This is a genomic window from Polymorphobacter sp. (assembly GCF_048007885.1).
Classification (GTDB): Bacteria; Pseudomonadota; Alphaproteobacteria; order Sphingomonadales; family Sphingomonadaceae; genus Sandarakinorhabdus.
The window spans coordinates 1,042,884-1,062,542 of sequence record NZ_CP180346.1 but is presented as its reverse complement, the minus strand read 5'-3'; the positions used below and the strand labels follow the sequence as shown (position 1 = coordinate 1,062,542).

17 protein-coding genes and 1 other RNA gene are annotated in these 19,659 nt (G+C 69.5%); 8 read left to right on the top strand and 10 right to left on the bottom strand.

Going from position 1 to position 19,659, the window contains the following annotated elements; genetic code table 11:
* The first annotated feature begins 73 nt into the window (after nt 1-73).
* On the top strand, nt 74-1,864 hold the full coding sequence (locus tag ACMVO5_RS05025; protein WP_416908977.1) for an EAL domain-containing protein: 1,791 nt from the start codon (nt 74-76) through the stop codon (nt 1,862-1,864).
* A gap of 6 nt (nt 1,865-1,870) precedes the next feature.
* Here the strand turns inward: ACMVO5_RS05025 and ACMVO5_RS05020 are convergent, their stop codons facing one another.
* Genes ACMVO5_RS05020 through ACMVO5_RS05010 form a run of 3 tightly spaced genes read right to left on the bottom strand, consistent with a single transcriptional unit; the run spans nt 1,871 to nt 7,032 of the window.
* Nucleotides 1,871-3,109, bottom strand: a complete 1,239-nt coding sequence (locus ACMVO5_RS05020; protein WP_416908976.1) for an MFS transporter — start codon at nt 3,107-3,109, stop codon at nt 1,871-1,873.
* Between the two features lie 48 nt (nt 3,110-3,157).
* On the bottom strand, nt 3,158-6,778 hold the full coding sequence (gene mfd / locus ACMVO5_RS05015) for a transcription-repair coupling factor (RefSeq protein WP_416908975.1): 3,621 nt from the start codon (nt 6,776-6,778) through the stop codon (nt 3,158-3,160).
* 2 nt (nt 6,779-6,780) lie between these two features.
* Complete coding sequence (locus ACMVO5_RS05010) at nt 6,781-7,032, bottom strand: succinate dehydrogenase assembly factor 2 (RefSeq protein WP_416909303.1); 252 nt, start codon at nt 7,030-7,032, stop codon at nt 6,781-6,783.
* Nucleotides 7,033-7,156: 124 nt separating this feature from the next.
* Between ACMVO5_RS05010 and recG the strand changes: the two genes are divergently transcribed.
* On the top strand, nt 7,157-9,223 hold the full coding sequence (gene recG / locus ACMVO5_RS05005) for an ATP-dependent DNA helicase RecG (protein ID WP_416908974.1): 2,067 nt from the start codon (nt 7,157-7,159) through the stop codon (nt 9,221-9,223).
* A gap of 3 nt (nt 9,224-9,226) precedes the next feature.
* The gene (locus tag ACMVO5_RS05000) at nt 9,227-9,574 is read left to right on the top strand and encodes a hypothetical protein (protein ID WP_416908973.1); all 348 of its coding nucleotides are present in this window, start codon (nt 9,227-9,229) and stop codon (nt 9,572-9,574) included.
* 134 nt (nt 9,575-9,708) lie between these two features.
* Here the strand turns inward: ACMVO5_RS05000 and rnpB are convergent.
* An RNA gene (gene rnpB / locus ACMVO5_RS04995) (RNase P RNA component class A) lies at nt 9,709-10,099 on the bottom strand.
* Nucleotides 10,100-10,153: 54 nt separating this feature from the next.
* Here rnpB and ACMVO5_RS04990 point away from each other — a divergent pair.
* Both ACMVO5_RS04990 and ACMVO5_RS04985 read left to right on the top strand, forming a co-directional pair.
* Nucleotides 10,154-10,762 carry a TIGR02466 family protein gene (locus ACMVO5_RS04990; RefSeq protein ID WP_416908972.1) on the top strand — a complete coding sequence of 203 codons (609 nt, stop codon included), beginning with the start codon at nt 10,154-10,156 and terminating at the stop codon, nt 10,760-10,762.
* A complete protein-coding gene (locus tag ACMVO5_RS04985; RefSeq protein ID WP_416908971.1) occupies nt 10,759-11,022 on the top strand; it encodes a DUF6522 family protein in 264 nt (87 codons plus the stop codon). The genes ACMVO5_RS04990 and ACMVO5_RS04985 overlap by 4 nt, the downstream gene beginning before the upstream one ends.
* Here the strand turns inward: ACMVO5_RS04985 and ACMVO5_RS04980 are convergent.
* The 6 genes from ACMVO5_RS04980 to ACMVO5_RS04955 form a co-directional block, all read right to left on the bottom strand.
* Complete coding sequence (locus ACMVO5_RS04980; protein WP_416908970.1) at nt 11,012-12,604, bottom strand: DUF389 domain-containing protein; 1,593 nt, start codon at nt 12,602-12,604, stop codon at nt 11,012-11,014. The two genes, ACMVO5_RS04985 and ACMVO5_RS04980, sit on opposite strands and share 11 nt — an antisense overlap.
* Nucleotides 12,601-13,284 (bottom strand): N-acetylmuramoyl-L-alanine amidase, encoded by a 684-nt coding sequence (locus ACMVO5_RS04975; RefSeq protein ID WP_416908969.1) that lies wholly within the window; start codon nt 13,282-13,284, stop codon nt 12,601-12,603. The genes ACMVO5_RS04980 and ACMVO5_RS04975 overlap by 4 nt, the downstream gene beginning before the upstream one ends.
* Entirely contained in the window at nt 13,281-14,012 is a 732-nt protein-coding gene (locus tag ACMVO5_RS04970; RefSeq protein ID WP_416908968.1) for a TerB family tellurite resistance protein, read from the bottom strand. The genes ACMVO5_RS04975 and ACMVO5_RS04970 overlap by 4 nt, the downstream gene beginning before the upstream one ends.
* Nucleotides 14,013-14,055: 43 nt before the next feature.
* Nucleotides 14,056-15,384 (bottom strand): M24 family metallopeptidase, encoded by a 1,329-nt coding sequence (locus ACMVO5_RS04965; RefSeq protein WP_416908967.1) that lies wholly within the window; start codon nt 15,382-15,384, stop codon nt 14,056-14,058.
* A 79-nt stretch (nt 15,385-15,463) separates the two neighbouring features.
* Nucleotides 15,464-16,165: a response regulator transcription factor gene (locus ACMVO5_RS04960; protein ID WP_416909302.1), complete on the bottom strand. Its 702-nt coding sequence runs from the start codon at nt 16,163-16,165 to the stop codon at nt 15,464-15,466.
* 167 nt (nt 16,166-16,332) lie between these two features.
* The gene (locus ACMVO5_RS04955) at nt 16,333-16,641 is read right to left on the bottom strand and encodes a DUF1153 domain-containing protein (protein ID WP_416908965.1); all 309 of its coding nucleotides are present in this window, start codon (nt 16,639-16,641) and stop codon (nt 16,333-16,335) included.
* Between the two features lie 167 nt (nt 16,642-16,808).
* Here ACMVO5_RS04955 and mnmA point away from each other — a divergent pair, with 167 nt between their 5' ends.
* From mnmA to ACMVO5_RS04940, 3 genes are all read left to right on the top strand, one after another.
* A complete protein-coding gene (gene mnmA / locus ACMVO5_RS04950; protein WP_416909301.1) occupies nt 16,809-17,915 on the top strand; it encodes a tRNA 2-thiouridine(34) synthase MnmA in 1,107 nt (368 codons plus the stop codon).
* Between the two features lie 139 nt (nt 17,916-18,054).
* Complete coding sequence (locus ACMVO5_RS04945; RefSeq protein WP_416908964.1) at nt 18,055-19,311, top strand: sigma 54-interacting transcriptional regulator; 1,257 nt, start codon at nt 18,055-18,057, stop codon at nt 19,309-19,311.
* Entirely contained in the window at nt 19,312-19,659 is a 348-nt protein-coding gene (locus ACMVO5_RS04940; protein ID WP_416908963.1) for a flagellar hook-basal body complex protein FliE, read from the top strand. It abuts the gene before it with no gap.

Below are 19,659 nucleotides of genomic sequence, written 5' to 3'. Positions count from 1 at the left end.
TGCGGGGCTGACATCCGCAAATGGGGATGGTTGGCGGCAAAGCATGTGTTAAGGTGATGCTCAGGAGAAGTTCATGGTTCCGGCCTCGGTCCTGATTGTGTCGCCGCGCTATTCGGAGGATGTCGCCGCAGCTGTGATGGCGGCTGGCTTTGAGGCCGTGGCCGAACGGCGGCCAGAACATGGCGTGGCGCGGCTGCAGGCGGAGACCATGCGGCTGGTCGTGGTCGATGCGCGCGGGGCGCTGACGCAGGGGCTGGCGGCGGCGCGGTCGCTGGAAGCGCTGGTCAAGGCGCGGCTGGGCGCGATGCTGGTGCTGCTGTCGAGGAATGATGGCGGGTCGGCGGCGGCGGCGCATGATGCGGGCGCGACCTCGGTGCTGGTCTCGCCTTTTGGCCATGCCGCACTTGGTGATGCGCTGCGGCTGGCGCAGCGCCATGCCGAGCGGCTGGCTGACGCCGCCGGGGACGGCGCGACGGCGGCCAATGACGGGGTGTTGCGCGACGGGCTGACGGGCCTGGCGAGCGGGGAGGCGTTGGAGCGCTGGCTGGCCGGGCTGCTGGCACCGCCGGAGCCGCCGGAGATTTTCGTGCTGACGCTGGGCGTGGGCCGGCTGTCGCCGATCAATGCGGCCTATGGGCGCGATGTGGCGGACCGGGTGCTGTGTGCGGTGGCGGACCGGTTGCAGCAGGCGATGGCCGGGCGCGATGTGCGCTCGGCGATGCTGGCGCGGCTGGCGGGGGCGGAGTTTGCGGTCGGGCTGGCGCTGCCGAGGCGGAGCAGGAAAGCAGGCGGCAAGGAGAGCGGCGGCGAAGACGCGGGTGCGCATCTGGCCGGGGTGACGGCGCTGGCGGCCTCGCTGGCGGAAGCGCTGCGCCAGCCCTTTGTGGTGGGCGATCATGTGATCCATCTTTCGGGCCGGGCCGGCATTGCCGAGATGGACATGGACGGGCCGATGATGGCGCCGGTGCGGGCGGCGGCGACGCTGCGGCGGGCGACTTCGGCGCTCAATGAGGCGCGCACGCGCGAGGCGGGTGCGGTGGTGGTGTTCGAGCCCGACCCGGCCGGTGACCCGATGACGCGGATGGCCAACCTTGAGGCTGATCTGCACCATGCGATCGACAACAACGGGATTGCGCTGCTGTATCAGCCGCAGCTGGCGCTGCTGGCGGGTGGCATTGTCGGCGTGGAGGCGCTGGTGCGCTGGGAGCATCGCTTTTTGGGCACGCTGCCGGCCGAGACGGTGTTGGAGACGGCGGCTTCGGCCGAGCTGGCGGTGCGGCTGGGCCGTTATATCCGGGCGCGGGCGATGATGGAGGCGGCCAGCTGGACGGGGCCGCTTTCGGCGCTGGGGCTTTCGGTGAACGTGACCGCGGCCGACCTGGCCGACCCGCGGTTCGAGGCGGCGCTGGAGCTGGCGCTCGGCCATTCGGGGCTGGCGCGCGACCGGCTGGTGCTGGAAGTGACCGAGGGCGCGCTGATCGATGATGTGCGCGGCGCGGCGCGGATGTTCGAGCGGCTGCGCGCCACGGGCGTGCGGGTGGCGCTGGATGATTTCGGCACCGGCTTTTCTTCGCTGGCGTGGCTGGCGCGGCTGCCGATCGACACGATCAAGCTCGACCGGTCGTTCATGCTGGGGCTGACCGCTTCGCCGCGCGAGCGGATGGTGGTGGAGACGCTGGTCGGGCTGTCGAAGCGGCTGGGGCTTTCGGTGGTGGCCGAGGGCGTGGAGGATGATGTGCAGCTGGCGGCGGCGCGGCGGGCCGGGGCTGATCTGGTGCAGGGCTACCGGGTGGCGGCGCCGCTCGATGTGGCCGGGCTTGCGGACTTTGTGGTGCGCTGGGGGCGCACCGCACTGGCTGGTTGAGGGGTTTCAGTTTTCGGCGAGATCGGCGGCCAGCGCAGCGGTCTCGGGGGTGAGGTTGCGGGTGATGGGGGTGGCAACGAAGGTGACCTTTTCGCTTTCGCTGACCGTTTTCTTGCGCAGGCAGCGCCAGCTGGCATAGCCGATGACGAGGGAGTGGGCGCCCGCAGTGGTGATGAACAGGCCGGCCGGGCCGACCAGCGAAAAGGCGGCGCCGGTGATCAGCGGGCCGATGATCGAGCCGAAGCCGAAGAGCATGAGCAGGCCGCCGCTGATCTGGATGTAGCGATCGGCGCTGGCGTGATCATAGGCATGGGCGACGATGATCGGATACATGGCGAAGATGGCGAAGCCGAGCGCCAGCGAGAGCGCGATGTTGGCGGCCGGGTCTCTGGGGGCGAGCAGGACGAAGGCGAGATCGATGCCGAGCGCGATGAGGCCGAGGCCGATGAGCACATAGCGGCGGTCGGTCCGGTCTGAGAGCGCGCCGACGGGGATCTGGGCGGCGGCGCCGGCGAGGACGGGCAGGCTGGAGAACAGCGCGATGGCCGTGACCGACAGGCCGATGGCGCTGCCATAGACGGGGGCGAGCGTGCCGAAGGTGCTGTTGGAAATGCCGATCATGAAGGCGGTGAAGACGGCGACGGGGGAGTTTTGCCACAGGCCCCGGAGATCGAGCCGGACCGAGGTGAGCGGGCTTGGGGTGCGGGTGGAGGAGATGGCGGTGGGGATGAGGGCGAGGCAATAGAAGACGGCGGCGAGGCTGAAATACCAGCCGCTGGCGATGTCGCCGCCGATGAGGCTGATCTGGCCGGCGGTGGTGGCGAGCAGATTGACCATGGTGTAGACGCCGAAGATCTGGCCGCGGCTGGCCGGCTCGGCCTCTTCGCTGAGCCAGCTTTCGACGATCATGGCCGCACCTGCAAAGGCGAAGCCGGCGATGGCGCGCAGCCCCGTCCAGACCCAGACATTGAGCAGCATCGAGGAGAGCAGGATGGCGATGGCGGCGCTGGCGGCGAGGATGCCGAAGGCGCGGATATGGCCGGCACGGGCGACGAGCTTTGGGGTCTGGATGCAGCCGATGACATAGCCGATGGCCCAGCCGGTGCCGAGCAGGCCGAGCGCGAAGGGGCTGAAGCCCTCGATCGCGCCGCGCACGGGCAGCAGCAGGCCGTTGACGCCGCCGGCGAAGAACAGAAAGGCCGAGCCGATGAGCAGCGTGCCGACAGGGAGGAGCTTCAGCAGCATGGTGTGGCTGGACGGCGGGAGAGGCGCGCTGTCAAGCGGGGCATGGCCTCAGGTCTTGATCTTGGCGCGAAAGACGCCGGGGCGGGCGGGGAGCGGTTTGCCCTGGGGATTTGGCTTGGGGGTGGTGGCCTTGGGGGCTGCGCCTGTTGCCAGCTTGGCGAGGCTGGTGGCGATTTGCAGGGCGCCCTTGAGGCGGGTGGCGTCGTGGCTCCAGTCGGCGCCGATGAAGAGCTTCTGATCGGGGCGGAGGCGGGCGCGGGGGCCGAGCTTCTCGATCCAGGCGAGCAGGCCGGCGGGGTTGGCGAAACTGTCATTCTGCAGCGTGACCAGCGCGCCTTTCTGGCCGGCTTCGAGCTTGGCGACATTGGCCTTGAGGCAGGCCAGCTTGATCTCGATGACGGCGAGCAGATTCTGGAATTCGGTGGGCAGCGGGCCGAAGCGGTCGATGATCTCGGCGGCGAAGCTGTCGATATCGGGGCGGGATTCGAGCTCGTTGAGGCGGCGGTAGAGCGCCATGCGGACATTGAGATCGGGGACGTGATCTTCGGGGATGAGGATGGGCAGTTCGACCGAGATCTGCGGCGAAAAGGCTTCTTCGGGCGGCTTCATGCCCGAGGCCGCGGCGCGGGCTTCGAGGATCGCCTCTTCGAGCATTGACTGGTAGAGCTCGAAGCCGATCTCCTTGATATGGCCTGATTGTTCATCGCCGAGCAGGTTGCCCGCACCGCGCTGGTCGAGGTCGTGGCTGGCGAGCTGGAAGCCGGCGCCCAATGTGTCGAGGGCGGAGAGGACTTGTAGCCGCTTTTCGGCGGCCTCGGTGACGACCTGATCGGGGGGCGTGGTGAGATAGGCATAGGCGCGTGTTTTCGCGCGGCCGACGCGGCCGCGGATCTGGTAGAGCTGGGCGAGGCCGAAGCGGTCGGCGCGGTGAACGATGAGGGTGTTGGCGGCTGGAATGTCGAGCCCGCTTTCGATGATGGTGGTGGCGAGCAGCACATCATAGCGCTTGTCGACGAAGCCGGCCATGCGGTCTTCGACTTCGGTCGGGCTCATCTGGCCATGCGCGGTGACGGGGCGGACTTCGGGGACCTGCTCGCGGATATATTCTTCCATGTCGGCGAGATCGGCGATGCGGGGGACGACGATGAAGCTCTGGCCGCCGCGGTGATGCTCGCGCAGCAGGGCTTCGCGGATGACGATCTCGTCAAAGGGGATGACATAGGTGCGCACGGCGAGGCGGTCGACGGGCGGGGTGGCGATGATCGACATTTCGCGCAGGCCCGTGAGCGCCATCTGCAGGGTGCGCGGGATGGGGGTGGCGGTCAGGGTCAGGACATGGACATCGGCCTTCAAGGCCTTCAGCCGCTCCTTGTGGACGACGCCGAAGCGCTGTTCCTCATCGACGATGACCAGGCCGAGGCGCTTGAAGCTGGTGGATTTGGAGAGCAGCGCATGGGTGCCGATGACGATGTCGACGGTGCCATCGGCGAGGCCGTCGCGGGTCTGGCTGGCCTCGGCAGCGCCGACGAGGCGGCTGAGATGGCCGATGCGCACCGGCAGGCCGGCGAAGCGCTCGGTGAAGCCGGCGTAGTGCTGGCGCGCCAAGAGCGTGGTGGGGCAGACGACGGCGACCTGAAGGCCGGCCATGGCGGCGGCATGGGCGGCGCGCAGCGCCACTTCGGTCTTGCCGAAGCCGACATCGCCGCAGACCAGCCGGTCCATCGGGCGGCCAGAGGCGAGATCGGCAAGCACATCGTCGATGGCGCGGAGCTGGTCATCGGTTTCGGCATAAGGGAAGCGGTCGGCGAACTGGGCGGCGTCATGCGCGTCGGGGATGGCGGGCTCGCCGATGCGCAGCGCGCGCTCGGCGGCGGTCTTGAGCAGCTCGCCGGCGATTTCGCGGATGCGCTCCTTCATCTTGCCGCGGCGGGTGGCCCAGGCGACGCCGCCCAGCTTGTCGAGGGCGATGCCTTCGGAATCGGAGCCGTAGCGGCTCAGCACGTCGAGATTTTCAACGGGCACATAGAGGCGGCTGGCGCCGTCATAGGTGAGGGCCACGCATTCGTGCGGGCGCTTGCCGATTTCGAGGGTGACGAGGCCATCATAGCGGCCGATGCCATGATCGCGGTGGACGACGAGATCGCCGGGCGCGAGGCTGGCGAGCTCGGCCATGAAGCTGTCGGCCTTGCGCGCCGAGCGGCGGCGGCGGACGAGGCGGTCGCCGAGCATGTCCTGCTCGGTGAGGAGCTGGAGGCGGTGCTGGCGGCCCTGCTGGGTGAAGCCGTGATCGAGCGGCAGGACGCAGAGCGCGACGGCACCCTTGGCGGCGGCAGCTTGTGCGGCCTGCCAGCTTTCGGTGGGCACGATATGTTCAACGCCTTCATCGACGAGCAGGCCGCCGAGCCGGTCGCGGCTGCCGGCGGTGTAGCTGGCGATGATGAGGCGGGTCTTTTCGGCCCGCGCCCGGTCGATATGGGCCTTGATGGCGGCATAGACGGGCGGGCCGCCGTTTGACTGGGCGACGCGCTCGGGGGTGAAATCACGCGGGGCTTCCGCGGCGCAGTCGATGGCGTCGCGGGTGCCGTCGGGGACGGCGAAGGGCGTGGCGGTGTGGACGGCGCGCGCCTTGAGCAGCTCGGCCCATTCGGCGGGCGCGAGATAGAGCGCTTCCGCGGCGAGCGGGCGATAGGGGCTGGCGCGCATCGCCTGCGGGCGGCGCTTGGCGGGCGGCTCGGCGAGTGCGGCGGCGCGGTTGTCGTGATAATCGGTGATCGCTTCGAAGCGGCTCTCGGCGGCACCGGCGACGCCGTGATCCTGGACAATGCTGTCGGTGGGGCCGAGATGATCGAACAGGGTGGCGAGCTCGGGCTCGAACAGCGGCAGCCAATGTTCCATGCCGGACTGGCGGCGGCCTTCGGAGACGGCTTCGTAGAGCGGATCGGCGGTGGCGCTGGCCCCGAAGCGGGCGAGCCAGCCCTGGCGGAAGGCCTTGATGCGGGCCTCGTCGAGCAGGACTTCGCTGACCGGCAGCAGGGTGAAGGGACTGGCCTGACCGAGGCTGCGCTGGGTGGCAGGGTCGAACCGGCGGATGGTCTCGATCTCGTCGCCGAAGAAATCGAGGCGCAGGCCGTGGTCGCTGCCTGCGGGCATGAGATCGAGGAGCGCGCCGCGCACGGCATACTCGCCGGGCTCGACCACCGTGTCGGCGCGGACATAGCCATTGGCGGCAAGCCGGGCGGCGAGCGCGTCGCGGTCGATGGCGGTGCCGGGCGCGAGATGGGCGGCGAGCGAGCGAAGCCGGGCCGGAGTCAGGGTGCGCTGGGTGGCGGCTGCGACGGTGGTGACGACAAGTTCGGCGCCCTTGGGCGGCTGGAGCAGGGCGGCGAGGCCGGCGAGGCGCTCGGCGGCGGCGCGCAGGCTGGGCGAGGCGCGGTCATAGGGCAGGCAATCCCAGGCCGGGATGCGGATGATGGTGAGTTCGGGGGCGAAGAACGCGCTGGCTTCGGCGATGCTGCTGGCCTGCGCATCATCGGCGGCGATGATGACGGCGCGACCTGACCCTGCCCGGGCGCGGGCGAGATCGGCGAGCAGCCAGGGCAGGAAGCCGGGCGCGGCGCGGGCGAGCGTGAGCGGGCGGCGCGCGGCGGCGAGAGCGGAAATGTCGAGCAAGGCTAGTCTTTTTCGAGCGTGCTGGGCGTTTCGATGAAATCCATGCGGCGCAGCGCCTCGAGCATGGGGCCGCGATATTTTTCGGGCGGTTCGGCGGTGCCGAGCGCCCAGGCCATGACATCGACATCCTGCTCATGGAGGATGGCTTCGAACCACTGGAGCTCGTCTTCGGACCATGTGGCGGCATATTTGCGGGCGAATCCGCCGATGATGTAATCGGCTTCGCGGGTGCCGCGATGGTCGGCGCGGAACATCAGCTTGCGCAGCCGCTGCTCTTCGGGGGGGATGTCGGACACTGGCGGGACTTTCGCTTGAAACGGGATTTGCCCGCGTGCCGGTTTGAAAGCCGGCGCGCGGGCGCTATGGCATGTGCTTATCATGCGGCCCGCCATCCTCAACCCGCTGTTTGCGGAAATCCAGAGCCTGGAAGGGGTGGGCCCGGCGTTGGTGCGGCAATTGGCGCGGCTGAAGATTGGCCGCGTGATCGATCTGCTCTGGCATCTGCCGGTGATGGCGATCGAGCGGGTGGTGACCGACCGGCTGGACGAATCGCTCGTCGGCCGGCCGGTGGTGGCGACGCTGACGGCGGTGAGCCATGAGGAGGGCTATGGGCGGCGACCGCTGCGGGTGATGGCGCGTGACGGCGGCGGCACGGTGATCGAGCTTGTCTGGTTTGGCCAGACCGGGGCCTGGGCGCGGCGGCTGATGCCGATTGGCGAAGCGAAGACGGTGAGCGGCAAGCTTGACCGCTTCGGCATGAGCCTGAGGATGAGCCATCCCGATGTGCTGGCGCCGGGCCAAGCCGCGCGGCTGCCGCTGCGCGAGCCGGTCTATGGGCTGACCGAGGGGCTGACCAACCGGCGGCTGGCGGGGGTGGTGACGGCAGCGCTGAAGCGGCTGCCGGCGCTTGGCGAATGGGTGGAGCCGAGCGTGATGACGGCGCGCGGCTGGCCCGCATGGGCCGATGCGCTCAGGGCGGCGCATGCCATGGAGGGCGGCGAGGCGGTGCGGGCGCGGCTGGCCTATGACGAGATCTTGGCCAATCAGCTGGCGCTGCTCCTGGTGCGGCGCGACACGCGGATGCGGCGGGGCCGCGCACTGGTGGGCGATGGGCGGCTGCGGGACATGCTGGCGGCGCGGCTGCCATTTTCGTTGACCGCAGCGCAGGCGCGGGTGGGCGAGGAGATTGCCGGCGACATGGCGCAGGCGACGCCGATGCTGCGGCTGCTGCAGGGCGATGTGGGCAGCGGCAAGACGCTGGTGGCCTTGATGGCGATGCTGCGCGCGGTGGAGGCGGGCGCACAGGCCTGCCTTTTGGCGCCGACCGAGATTCTGGCGCGCCAGCATGCCGATACGCTGGCGCGGATGCTGGGCGACATGCCGGTGCGCCTCGCGGTGTTGACCGGGCGCGACAAGGGGCGCGGGCGCAAGGAGCTTTTGAGCGCCTTGGCGGCGGGCGAGGTGGACATATTGGTGGGCACGCATGCGATCTTTCAGGACGAGGTGGTTTACCATGACCTGGCGCTGGTGGTGGTCGATGAGCAGCACCGCTTCGGGGTGGCGCAGCGGCTGATGCTGACGGCCAAGGCACGCACCCACCCGCATCTGCTGGCGATGACGGCAACACCCATTCCGCGCACGCTGGAGCTGACCAATTTTGGCGAGATGGACGCCAGCCGCATCGATGAGCTGCCGCCCGGACGCCAGCCGATCGAGACGCGGGTGATGGGGCCGGAGCGGTTCGAGGCGCTGGTCGAGGGGCTGGCGCGGCATGTGGCGGGGGGCGGGCAGGCCTATTGGGTGTGTCCGCTGGTGAGCGGCAGCGAGGAGGGCGATGAGGCGGCGGCGGAGGGGCGGGCGGCCTTCTTGCGCGGCGCGCTGGGCGACGACCGGGTCGGGCTGGTGCATGGGCGGATGAAGCCGGCGGCCAAAGACGCGGTGATGGCGGAGTTTGCCGCCGGGCGGCTTTCAGTGCTGGTGGCGACGACGGTGATAGAGGTGGGGGTGGATGTGCCCAATGCGACGCTGATGGTGGTGGAGGCGGCCGAGCGCTTTGGCCTGGCGCAGTTGCACCAGCTGCGCGGGCGGGTGGGGCGGGGGCCGGGCAAATCAGTGTGTGTGCTGCTGCGCGGGGACGAGCTTTCGGAGACCGCGCGCGCTCGGCTGGCGCTGATGCGCGAGACCAACGATGGCTTTCGCATTGCCGAGGCGGACCTGAAGCTGCGCGGATCGGGCGAGATTTTGGGGACGCGGCAATCGGGCGATGCCGCGCTCCGGCTGGCGGACGCCGAACAGGTGGCACAGCTGGTGGGCATGGCGCATGATGATGCGCGGCTGCTGCTTGACCGTGATGGCGGGCTGGAGGGGCCGCGGGGTGCGGCGGCGCGGGTGCTGCTCTATCTCTTTGAGCGGGATGCTGGTGTGGCCTTGTTGCGGTCGGGGTGAGGGATGGCGTTTGGGTTGATCCTGATGGCGACGGCGGGCTTGCTGCAGGCAGGGTTGGAGGCGCATGGGCGGGGCGACTTTGAGGCGGCGCGCGCCGCGCTGAAGCCGTTGGCGGCGCAGGGTTCGGCGGTGGCGGAGACGATTTTGGGGGGCATGGCGGCGCGCGGACAGGGGCGGCCGACCGACCCGGCGGCGGCGGTGGCCTGGTGGCTGCGGGCGGCGAACCGGGGTTATGTGCCGGCGCAGCTGGCGTTGGCGCGCGCGCTGGCGGATGGGCGCGGGGTGGCGCGGGATGAGGCGGCGGCGGCTTATTGGGCGGCGCGGGCGGCCAATGGTGGGGGGTTGCCTTAGGGGGAGTCCCAAAAGGACGAAGAAGGCAACGCGGCGAAGCACGCGTCGGACGGGTTCGGCGCGGCAAGTGCGCGCCGCCCCGCCGGCCGGATCACATTCGAGTCTGCCGATTGCTGCGCAATCGTCAGCCGAATGTGATCAGGGCACCATGTAAGCCGGGTTCTGTCCCCGTTGCCGGGGGGCGACCATTCATCTGGGACGGCTGTTGCCAGCCGCCTCTTGCAACCAACCCGGGCGGCGGGGCCGGTTCCTGCCCTGCGGCTTTCGCCGCGTGCCGCCCCTATTCGGTCTTGCTCCCGGTGGGGTTTGCCATGCCGCGTGCTGTTGCCAGACGCGCGGTGCGCTCTTGCCGCACCCTTTCACCCTTGCCTGTGTGCCCCCGGTCTTGCGACCGTTGGCACCATCGGCGGTCTGCTCTCTGTGGCACTTTCCCTGGGGTTGCCCCCGCCGGGTGTTACCCGGCACCGTGTTCCGTGGAGCCCGGACTTTCCTCTGGCTTGCGCCAGCGGTCGCCCGGTGCCCTGACCACGGGGGCAATATAGGGATTGCGGGCGGCGATGGATAGGTGTTGATGCGGCCATGGCTGTGAGACCGCTTTTCGTGACGCATCTGTGGGAGGATCGGCTCGCCGACGCGGCGCTGCTGGCCGACCTGTCCGCGAGCTGCACGGCGCTGGCGCGCGATGACCGGGCCGGGCGGCGCTGGTGCCGGGCGCAGAGCTATGGCGGCTATACCTCTTATGCGTCGCTCGATGATCTGCCGGTGCGCGACCCGGCCTTTGCTGATCTGAAGCGCTGGCTGGACCGGCAGGTGGCGGCCTTTGTGAAGGCGGGGTTCATGGCGCCGGGCCGGAAGCTGAAGCTCGATTCGATGTGGGTGAATGTGCTTGATGCGGGCGCGGGGCATTCGGGGCATATTCATCCGCATTCGGCTGTGTCGGGCACGCTGTATGTGGCGCTGCCGGCGGGCGCGTCGGGGCTGAAGCTGGAGGACCCGCGGCTGCCGCTGATGATGGCGGCGCCGGGGCGGGCCGAGGATGCGCCCGAGGCGGCGCGGACCTTTGTTTATCTGACGCCCGAGGCGGGGACGGTCTATCTCTGGGAGAGCTGGCTGCGGCACGAGGTGCCGGTCTGGTCTGGCCCGAAGGCGGGAGGGAAGCGGGTTTCGATCAGCTTCAACTATTCATGAGCGGTGATGTGGTGCGCGACGGCGAGGGCTTTGTGGTGGCGGCCGAGGTGATTGGCGCGGCCTTGCTTGTGGCGGCGGCCGAGGTGCCGGGGCTGCTGCGCGAAGGCCGGATCAAGGTGGGGCAGGAAGAGGGCGTGGGCGAGGACGAGGGGCGCTGGCGGCTGAGCTTCACGCTCGGGCAGCGGCGGTTGCGGCTGGTGGTGGACGATGATGGCGCGGTGCTGACGCGCTCGGTGGTGGATTTCGGGACTATTCGCTGATTTTCAGGGTTATGGTGTTGGCGAGACCCGTGTCTTCGCTCAGCGGTTCGATTTCGATGCGTGTGTTGATGCCGGTTGCGGCCAGCGCATCGGCAATGGCTTCGGCGCGGGCATTGGCCAGTTCGATCGCCTGATCGCGCGCGGGATTGGCGCGGGTTCGGCGGCTCGCGGCCGGGGCGGGGGCGTAGCCGACCACGGTGACGCGGTTGATGGTCCAGCGTTCAAGTGCCCAATGCGCATGGGCGAGGCGGGTGGCGCTGTCGCCCGCGATATCGGCGCTGTCGGGCGCGAAGGGCACGGCGAGGCGGGTGGTGGGCGAGGGGAAGAGGCGGATTTGCCAGTCCCGGTGGAGCAGGGCGAGATTGCCTTCGGTTTCGGCAAGGACGGCAAGGGGGATGCCGGGCGGGGCGTTGGCGGTGAGGCGGCGCTGGTCGAGCGACACGGTGATGTTCTGCTGCGGGATCTGGGTGGCCAGCGTGACGGCTTCGATGAGCCCGGTAGCGGTGGCAGCACCCGTGGCTTCGCGGCGCTGAACTTCGGCAAGCGCGGCGCGCTCCTGCTCGATGCGGGGCAGATCCTGATTGGCGACGAGCTGGTTGAGGTTGAAGGCGGCGTCGGGCGCGGTGAGGTTGCGCCAGCGCGCGGCGATGGCGGCTTCGGCTTGCGGCGTGTAGCTTGGGGTGACGACGACGGCGGCGGCGTTGGCAGGGTGGGCGGCATGTTTGATGTCGAGCTGCGAGATGCGGCTGCCGGGCGCGAGTTCGGCGAGGATGGCGGTGCGCAGCTGTCGGGTGAGCAGCGATTCCCGGGCGATCTGGCGCAGCGCCAGCGCCAGCGGCACGGCCATGAGCAGGAACACAGCCGAGATCAGCAGGGTCTGGTTGCGGGTCTGGGTGGGCGAAATGTCTTCGGCAAAGCCGTAGAGGCGGGCCATCAGCGCGGCGGTGAGCGCGATGGCGATGAGGTTGGTGATGAACAATGCAAGTGCGCCGCCAAAGATCGAGGCGTTGAGCGTGGCCAGCCCATAGCCGACGACGGCGAGCGGTGGCATCAGCGCCGTGGCGATGGCGACGCCGACAACGGTTTCCCCCCGGCCGCGGATGGTGGCGTAGGTGCCGGCGAGCGCGGAAAAGACGGCGACAAGCAGATCGAACAGGTTGGGCCGCGTGCGGGCGAGGATTTCGGGCGTGACGCCCTGCAGCGGCGAGGCCAGCACGATGAGCGCGGCGATGCCCACGCCGAGTGCGCTGCCGAGCGCAAGGGCGATGAGGCTGGTGCGGATCTCGCGCCAGTCGAAGATGGCGAGCGCGAAACCGAGCCCGATGATCGGGCCCATCAGCGGCGAGATGAGCATGGCGCCGATGACCACCGCAGGCGAGGACTGGAGCAGGCCGAGAATGGCGATGCCGGCCGACATCAGCACCATGAACAGATAGCGCAGCGACCATTCGGCATCGTGATCGATGCGCTCGGCAACCGAGGCATGGTCGATTTCGCCAACGACATCCTTGCGCCACCAGCGTTGCAGCCGGGGGATGAGGCGCGGCCGGGGGACGGGCCGTTCGAGCGGCTGTTCGTTCATTGAAAGGCTTGGGGGTGGCGCAGCAGCGAGAACAGCAGGGCGCGGGTTTCGGCGTCGATGGTGCCGTCGATATTGGCCGGGCGGAAGCGGCGCTGGAAGGCGATGACGGCCTCTTTGGGCCAGCCGGTATCATAGCCGTAGCGGGCGAGTGCGGCCATGAAGCCGATGTCGAGCCAGTTGGGATCGACATCGGCCACCGGCATGGGGACGGCGAGGCCGAGTTGGGCGAGGTGCTGCCAGGGGAACAGCTCGCCGGGGTCGGACTTGCGGCGGGGCGCGATGTCGCTGTGGCCGATGATGTGCGAACGCGGGATGGCGTGGCGGGCGAGCACGCCGCGCATCAGCGTTTCCAGCGCCGCGATCTGCTCGGGCGGGAAGGGGGTATAGCCCCATTCATGGCCGGGATTGGCCAGCTCGATGCCGATGCTGGCGCTGTTGATGTCGGTGACGCCGCGCCAATAGCTCATGCCGGCGTGCCAGGCGCGGCGGCTCTCATCGACGAGCGCGAAGGTCTGGCCGTCTTCGGCGATGAGATAATGGGCGCTGACCTTGGCTTCCGGGTCGGACAGGCGGGCGAGCGCGGCGTCGGCGGTCTGCATGCCGGTATAATGGAGGATCAGCATCGAGACCGGCAGGCGGCGCTCGTCGTGATTGGGGGAGGGGTGGGCGATGATGGTCATGCGCTTTGCCGGCTCTGGGCGCTCTTGCCGGTGAGGGCCCCATAGGCGCTGTTGATGGCGGCCATGCGCGCTTCGGCGACGCGGATGAATTCCGACGGCATGCCCTCAGCGAGGTGGCGGTCGGGGTGATATTGGCGGACGAGCGCGTGATAGGCGCGTTTGAGGGTGGCGGCGTCGGCCCCGGGCGTGACGCCCAGCACCGCCCAGGGATTATCGTCGGGGGTATTGGTGTAGCGGGCGCGGATGGCGGCGGCTTGGGCGGGCGCGATGCCGAGATGATGGGCGACCGAGGCGAGATAGGGCATTTCGGCGGGGTGGAAGCCATCGGTGGCGGCGATCAGCCAGAGCGCTTCGAGCAGGTCTTCAAGGAGCGGCGAGCCGGGGCCGAGCAGGCGGGCGGCTTGAGCTGCATAGGCTTCGTGGCCATCGGGGCTTTTCTTGGCGAGATCGTAGAAGCGGCGGACATTCTCCGCCTCCTGCGGGGCGACGCGGAACAGGCGCTTGAAGGTCTGGAACTCGGCCGCGGTGGCGTCGCCGTCGGCGCCGGCCATTTTGGCGGCGAGCGCGATGGCGGCAATGGTGAAGGCGACCGGCCGGTCAGAGGGGCGGGCGGCGCCCTTGAGCATGATGCCAAGGCCGCCGCCCGCTGCGGCGCCGACAATGGCACCGAGGGGGCCGCCGATAATCATGCCGGCGGCGGCACCCGCGAGGGAAGCGAAGACGCTCATGGGCTGTGGATAGCCGGGCTGGCGGGTTTGGGAAAGGGTTGGCTCAGGCGATGATGATCTGCTGGCCGGTGTCGTGCAGCGGCGTGCTGCCATCCGCCGTGATCAGGGTCAGGTCTTCGAGGTGGAGCGTGCCCCAAAGGCCGACTTCCATCAGCGGGCAATCGACGCTGATCGTCATGCCCGGCGCCAGCACATGATCGACGGGCTTGCCGGCGAGATCGAACTTCGGCTGGTCGGTATGGTTGAGGCCGACCACATGGGGATTGAAGGGCACGGCGAGGCTGCTGCCCTGCGCCTTGAGCAGGGCGGCGCCGCGGGCGCGGACCTCGGAGAAGCGCAGGCCGGGGCGGAGCTCGGCGCGCAGCGCCTCCCAGGCGCTGGCAATCTGGCGGGCGGCGGTGAGCGCGGCGCGCGGCGGCTCGCCGAGGAAGACGGTGCGCCCGAAATCGCCGTGATAGCCCTCGCAGTGGCTGACGCAATCGATGAGCGCGGCGCGGCCCGGCACCAGCGGGGCGTCAACTTCAGGCGCGATGACACCGTCGACGACCATGAACACCGGCGTGTTGCCGGCGGCGGCGACGTGCGCATTGAAGGCGTCGCGGACCGCTTGCAGCGAGCCAAGGCGGCCCATTTCGGCCGCTGTGGCGAGGCCGGCGGCGACATTGACGGCAGACGCCGCGCGCATGAGCGCGATTTCGGGCGCGGTCTTGTGCAGGCGCAGGTGGCGGGCGAGATCGGGCACGGCGTGGCGGCTGGCGCGCGGCAGGGCGGCGGCGAGGAGCGCACCGGCTTCGAGGGTTTCATGGCCGATGCGCGCGCTGGTCCCACCGAGCCCGGTGGCGGCGGCGGCGAGGGCTGCGGCGAAGCCGGGATGAAGCGTGCCCTGCGCGACGGCGGCGCGGCGGTGCACCTCGCGCGGCGGCAGATCGGGCTGCTGGGCCTTGAAGAAGAAGGGCGTGTCAGGGCTGGTGGGGGCGGTGACGAGGAAGGGCTGGACGCCGGGGGCGAGGCCGATATCGGCGCCGGTGTAATAATGGACGAATTGGGAGGTGAGAAAGGCGATGGGCGCGGCCCGGTCTTGCGGGACGAGGGCGAGCGCGGTTTCGGTCTGGCCCATGCGGGCCAGCGCGGGCCAGGCGCTGGTGGCGTGATAGACGGACGCCGGCACCGAGAGCAGCAGCGCATCGAGGCCGGCAGCGGCGAGGACTGCGCTGGCGCGCTCACGGTCGAGAAAGACGGGCCGTTCGGGCGGGGGGGCGGAGCGGGGCGGTGCGGCGGTGCGGGCGGCTGTGGCGGCGACCGGTGACAGGGCGGCGCCGGCCAGAACGGTGCGGCGGCTCAGGCTATTGTTTGGGGGCGGCTGGTCTGACACGGCACCTGCTTGGCAGAGGCTGGCCGGCAAGGCCGGCGTCGCCCGGCGAGAGGCCGCTGTTCGGAGACGCTGCGAGGGATCAGGCGACGGCGGCGGGCACGGTCTCGGGATCGCGCAGGGCATAGCCGCGGCCCCATACCGTTTCGATGCAGCCCGAGGCGGGCGCGCCGGCCAGATGCAGCTTCTTGCGCAGCTTGCAGACGAAGACGTCGATGATCTTGAGTTCGGGCTCGTCACGGCCACCGTAGAGGTGGGTGAGGAACATTTCTTTGGTCAGCGTCATGCCCTTGCGCAGCGAGAGCATCTCGAGGATCGCATATTCCTTGCCGGTGAGCGCGACGCGGCGGCCATCGACGGCGACGGTGCGGGCGGCGAGATCGATGGCGACGGGGCCGGTGACGATGACCGACTCCGCATGGCCCTGACTGCGCCGGACCAGCGCATGGATACGGGCAAGAAGCTCGGCCTTTTCGAAGGGCTTGGTGACATAATCATCAGCGCCGGCGCCGAAGCCGGTGACCTTGGTGGAGGTTTCGGCATCGCCCGACAGGATCAGCACCGGGGTGCCGATGCGCAGCTGGCGCAGCTGGCGCAGCACTTCATGGCCGGAGAGATCGGGCAGGGTGAGATCGAGAAGGACAACGTCGAAATCATAGGTGCGCGCATATTCGAGCGCGGCTTCACCGGTGGCTGCGGTCTCATGGTCCATCCCGGCCTCATCGAGCATCAGTTCGACGCTGCGGGCCATCAGGCGGTCATCTTCGACGAGCAGAATTCGCATGGGCATCACCTCCGGTGAGCAGCCGGGACCTGTCATGTGACGGCTGCTGACTGACTTGGGTTGCCCGAAATGGTTGGAATTGTAAAGACCAGCCACAAAGGTCGCGATGAAATCGCGCTCGACTGTGGTTTTTTGTCTATATGGTGTGACGTCGGGCATGGGCGGCCTCAGGGCTTGTCGCTGTGGCTGGCCGAGGGCAGGACTTCACCGGCTTCGAAGACCGGGCGATAGATCTGCACGCGGGTGACGCGCAGGCCGGGGATGCCGGCGCAGGCGATGGCGCGTTCCCAGAGGCGCAGTTCGGCATCGCTGATGTTGTAGCGTGCGCAGGCTTCGGCGCGGGTGAGGCGGCCGTCCTCGATGGCGCGCAGCACTTGCGCCTTGCGGCGGATGACCCAGCGTTTGGTATCAACAGGCGGCAGCTCGGGATCATCGAGCGGCGTGGCGTTTTCTGTTGAAATGGGTTTTTGCTCCATGATTGCCTGGCCCTTGCTCATCGATCTGCACTTGTTGTTCACGGCCAAGCTACGGCGTGGCTTAGGCTTGGGTTTTGTGAATCGATGTTAACCAATGTCCGGTGGTGGGCGGGGAGGGGGTTGACGGAGACGGGCAACGGCTGGAAGGCGGGCGCGTGAGTGATGTGATGGATCTTGATCTCGACCTGGCGGCGCTGGGTGTGGAAGGGCTGGACGGGCTGGCCGGGCGGCGTGTGGCGGTGGCCATGTCGGGCGGGGTGGACAGCTCGGTGGTGGCGGCGCTGGCGCGGGCGGCGGGCGCGGATGTGGTGGGGGTGACGCTGCAGCTTTATGGTGGCGCTGCGGTGCCGTCGCGGCCGGGCGCCTGCTGCGCGGGGGCGGATATCAGGGATGCGCGGGCGGTGGCGGACCGGATGGGCTTTGCCCATTATGTGATCGACATGGAGGCGCGGTTTCGGGAAAGCGTGATCGAGGCCTTTGCCGACAGCTATGCGGCCGGGCGGACGCCGGTGCCCTGTGTGGAATGCAACAAGACGGTGAAGTTTCAGGACCTGCTGGAACTGGCGCGCGATCTGGGCGCCGAGGCGCTGTTGACGGGCCATTATGTGCGCCGCGTCATGGGCGCGAGCGGCGCGGCGCTGCACCGCGGGCGCGACATGGGCAAGGACCAGAGCTATTTTCTCTGGGCGACGACGGCCGAACAGCTTGATTATCTGCGCTTTCCGCTGGGCAATATGGAGAAGCGCGCGGTGCGCGAGGTGGCGGCCCGGCTGGGGCTTGGGGTGGCGGCCAAGCCGGACAGCCAGGACATCTGCTTCGTGGCCGGCGGCGACTATGCCGATATCGTCGAGAAGCTGCGCCCCGAGCTGGCGGCGGGCGGCGAGATTGTGGACGAGGGCGGGCGCGTGCTGGGGCGGCATGGCGGCATTCACCGCTTCACCGTCGGGCAGCGGCGCGGGCTTGAGATCGGCGGCAGCGCGGCACCGCTCTATGTGCTGGCGATCGAGGCCGCCGCGGGGCGGGTGGTGGTGGGGCCGCGCGCGTCTTTGGCAGTGCGCGGCGCGCATCTGGTGGAGCTGAACCGGCTGGGTGACTGGTCGGGGGCGGTTGAGGCCAAGGTGCGCTCGATGGCGGCGCTGGCGCCGGCGCGGATGGACGGCGAGACGCTGGTTTTTGCAGAGGCGCAGATCGGCGTGGCGCCGGGGCAGGCGGCGGTGCTCTATCGCGGCAGCGAGGTGCTTGGCGGCGGGGTGATTGCCGGGACTTCGCGTTAACTATTTTATAACCTATTGTTTTGGCGTCGGAATCTTGACGGGTGTCGGGATTTTGACGCCGCGGCCTGTCGGAAAATTGACGCTGTCTTGAGTGCCCCCTAGGGCGGCGAGTTGGCACGTCCCTTGCACCGCAGGCGGCATGACGGTTTCCGCTCCCGCTCTCCCGCCGCGCCCGGCTTCGGCTGTGCGACGGCCGCACAAGCCCGGCCCGGGCTTTTGGCCCGAGCTGCCGCGCCAGCTGGCGGCGCTGCCGGTGCCGGCGAGCGTGCCTGTGGTCTGGGAAGGGGAACGGCCGGCGGGCCGGCATGTTTATATCGAGCCGGGCGCGCGCTCTGAGGCGTGGCTTGAGGAGGGGGCGCTGCGGCTGGTGGTGGCGGCGGGCGATGAGGCGTTCGCGCTGGCGCTGGTGGCGGCCTATGTGACGCCCGAGGGCCAGCCGGCGGCGGCGGATGCGGCGAGCCTCGACCTCTTGGCGCTGGTGGGGCGGGTGGCGGCACGCGGCGTTTCGGTGTTGATCGAGGGGCCGACGGGCAGCGGCAAGGAAGGGCTGGCGCGGCTGGTGCATGGCCTGTCGCCGCGCCGGGCGAGGGCCTTTGTGGCGGTGAACTGCGCCGCGCTCCCCGAAGCGATGCTGGAGGCGACGCTGTTTGGCCATGAGCGGGGCGCGTTTACCGGCGCGGTTTCATCGGGGAAGGGCCTGTTTCGTGAGGCCGATGGCGGCACGCTGATGCTGGATGAAGTGGCCGAACTGCCGCTGGCGCTTCAGGCCAAGCTGCTGCGCGCGCTGCAGGAGCGCGAGGTGTTGCCGGTGGGGGCGACGCGGCCGGTGAAGGTGGATGTGCGCATCGTGGCGTGCGGCAACCGCGATCTGGCGGCCGAAGTGGCCGAGGGGCGGTTTCGGGCGGACCTTTATTACCGGTTAGCCGTGTTCCCGCTGAAGAGCCTGCCGCTGGCGGCGCGGCCGGCGGATGTGCCGGCGATTGCGGCGGCCTGGCTGTTGCGGCGCGCGCTCGAGGCGGGCGAGGCGTGTGTGGGCTTTGTCGAGGCGGCGGCGCTGGCGCGGCTGGCTGCGCATGGCTGGCCGGGCAATGTGCGCGAGCTTGGCAATGTGCTCGACCGGGCGCTGGTGATGGGCGACGGGGCGACGATTGCGGCTGGCGACCTGGTGTTTGACATGGCCGCGCCGGTCTTGCCGGTGGCGATGGCGGGTGACGCGCCGCTGGCGGGCGTGGTCAGGGAGCAGGAGGCGCGCGCCATTGCGCAGGCGGTGGCGGGCAGCCCGACGCGGCGGGCGGCGGCGGCACGGCTGGGCATCAGCGAGCGGACACTGCGCTACAAGCTGGCGGGCATGGCCGGGCGCGGGACCCGGCCGCCGCTTGGCAGCTGGGTGCAATAGATGTTGCCGCCGGTTGATACCTCTTCGGTGATGGCGCTGAGGGCGCGCATCCTTGCCCAGTCGGACCAGCTGGGCGGGCTGGCGCGGGCGGCGACGCCGGCCCAGGCGGTTGCGCCGGCTGGCGGGGCGGTGCCGTTTGAGGCGGCGATGAGCGATGCGCTGAAGGCGGTGAGCGCCGTGCAGGCCGAGGCGGGTGACAAGGCGGCGGCTTATGAGCGGGGCGACAGCCAGGATCTGGCCGCCGTGATGCTGGCGCGGCAGAAGGCGAGCATTGCCTTTGAAGCGACGCTGCAGGTGCGGAACAAGCTGTTGGGTGCTTACAAGGACGTGATGAGCATGCCGCTATGA

Coding starts and splice junctions, on each gene's coding strand:
- ACMVO5_RS04975 (WP_416908969.1), bottom strand. CDS start 13,284: ATGACCATCATCGCCCACCCCTCCCCCAATCACGACGAGCGCCGCCTG.
- ACMVO5_RS04945 (WP_416908964.1), top strand. CDS start 18,055: ATGACGGTTTCCGCTCCCGCTCTCCCGCCGCGCCCGGCTTCGGCTGTG.
- ACMVO5_RS05000 (WP_416908973.1), top strand. CDS start 9,227: ATGGCGTTTGGGTTGATCCTGATGGCGACGGCGGGCTTGCTGCAGGCA.
- mnmA (WP_416909301.1), top strand. CDS start 16,809: ATGGATCTTGATCTCGACCTGGCGGCGCTGGGTGTGGAAGGGCTGGAC.
- ACMVO5_RS04970 (WP_416908968.1), bottom strand. CDS start 14,012: ATGAGCGTCTTCGCTTCCCTCGCGGGTGCCGCCGCCGGCATGATTATC.
- recG (WP_416908974.1), top strand. CDS start 7,157: ATGCGGCCCGCCATCCTCAACCCGCTGTTTGCGGAAATCCAGAGCCTG.
- ACMVO5_RS04985 (WP_416908971.1), top strand. CDS start 10,759: ATGAGCGGTGATGTGGTGCGCGACGGCGAGGGCTTTGTGGTGGCGGCC.
- ACMVO5_RS04990 (WP_416908972.1), top strand. CDS start 10,154: ATGGCTGTGAGACCGCTTTTCGTGACGCATCTGTGGGAGGATCGGCTC.
- ACMVO5_RS04940 (WP_416908963.1), top strand. CDS start 19,312: ATGTTGCCGCCGGTTGATACCTCTTCGGTGATGGCGCTGAGGGCGCGC.
- ACMVO5_RS04955 (WP_416908965.1), bottom strand. CDS start 16,641: ATGGAGCAAAAACCCATTTCAACAGAAAACGCCACGCCGCTCGATGAT.
- ACMVO5_RS05025 (WP_416908977.1), top strand. CDS start 74: ATGGTTCCGGCCTCGGTCCTGATTGTGTCGCCGCGCTATTCGGAGGAT.
- ACMVO5_RS04980 (WP_416908970.1), bottom strand. CDS start 12,604: ATGAACGAACAGCCGCTCGAACGGCCCGTCCCCCGGCCGCGCCTCATC.
- ACMVO5_RS04960 (WP_416909302.1), bottom strand. CDS start 16,165: ATGCGAATTCTGCTCGTCGAAGATGACCGCCTGATGGCCCGCAGCGTC.
- ACMVO5_RS05020 (WP_416908976.1), bottom strand. CDS start 3,109: ATGCTGCTGAAGCTCCTCCCTGTCGGCACGCTGCTCATCGGCTCGGCC.
- ACMVO5_RS05010 (WP_416909303.1), bottom strand. CDS start 7,032: ATGTTCCGCGCCGACCATCGCGGCACCCGCGAAGCCGATTACATCATC.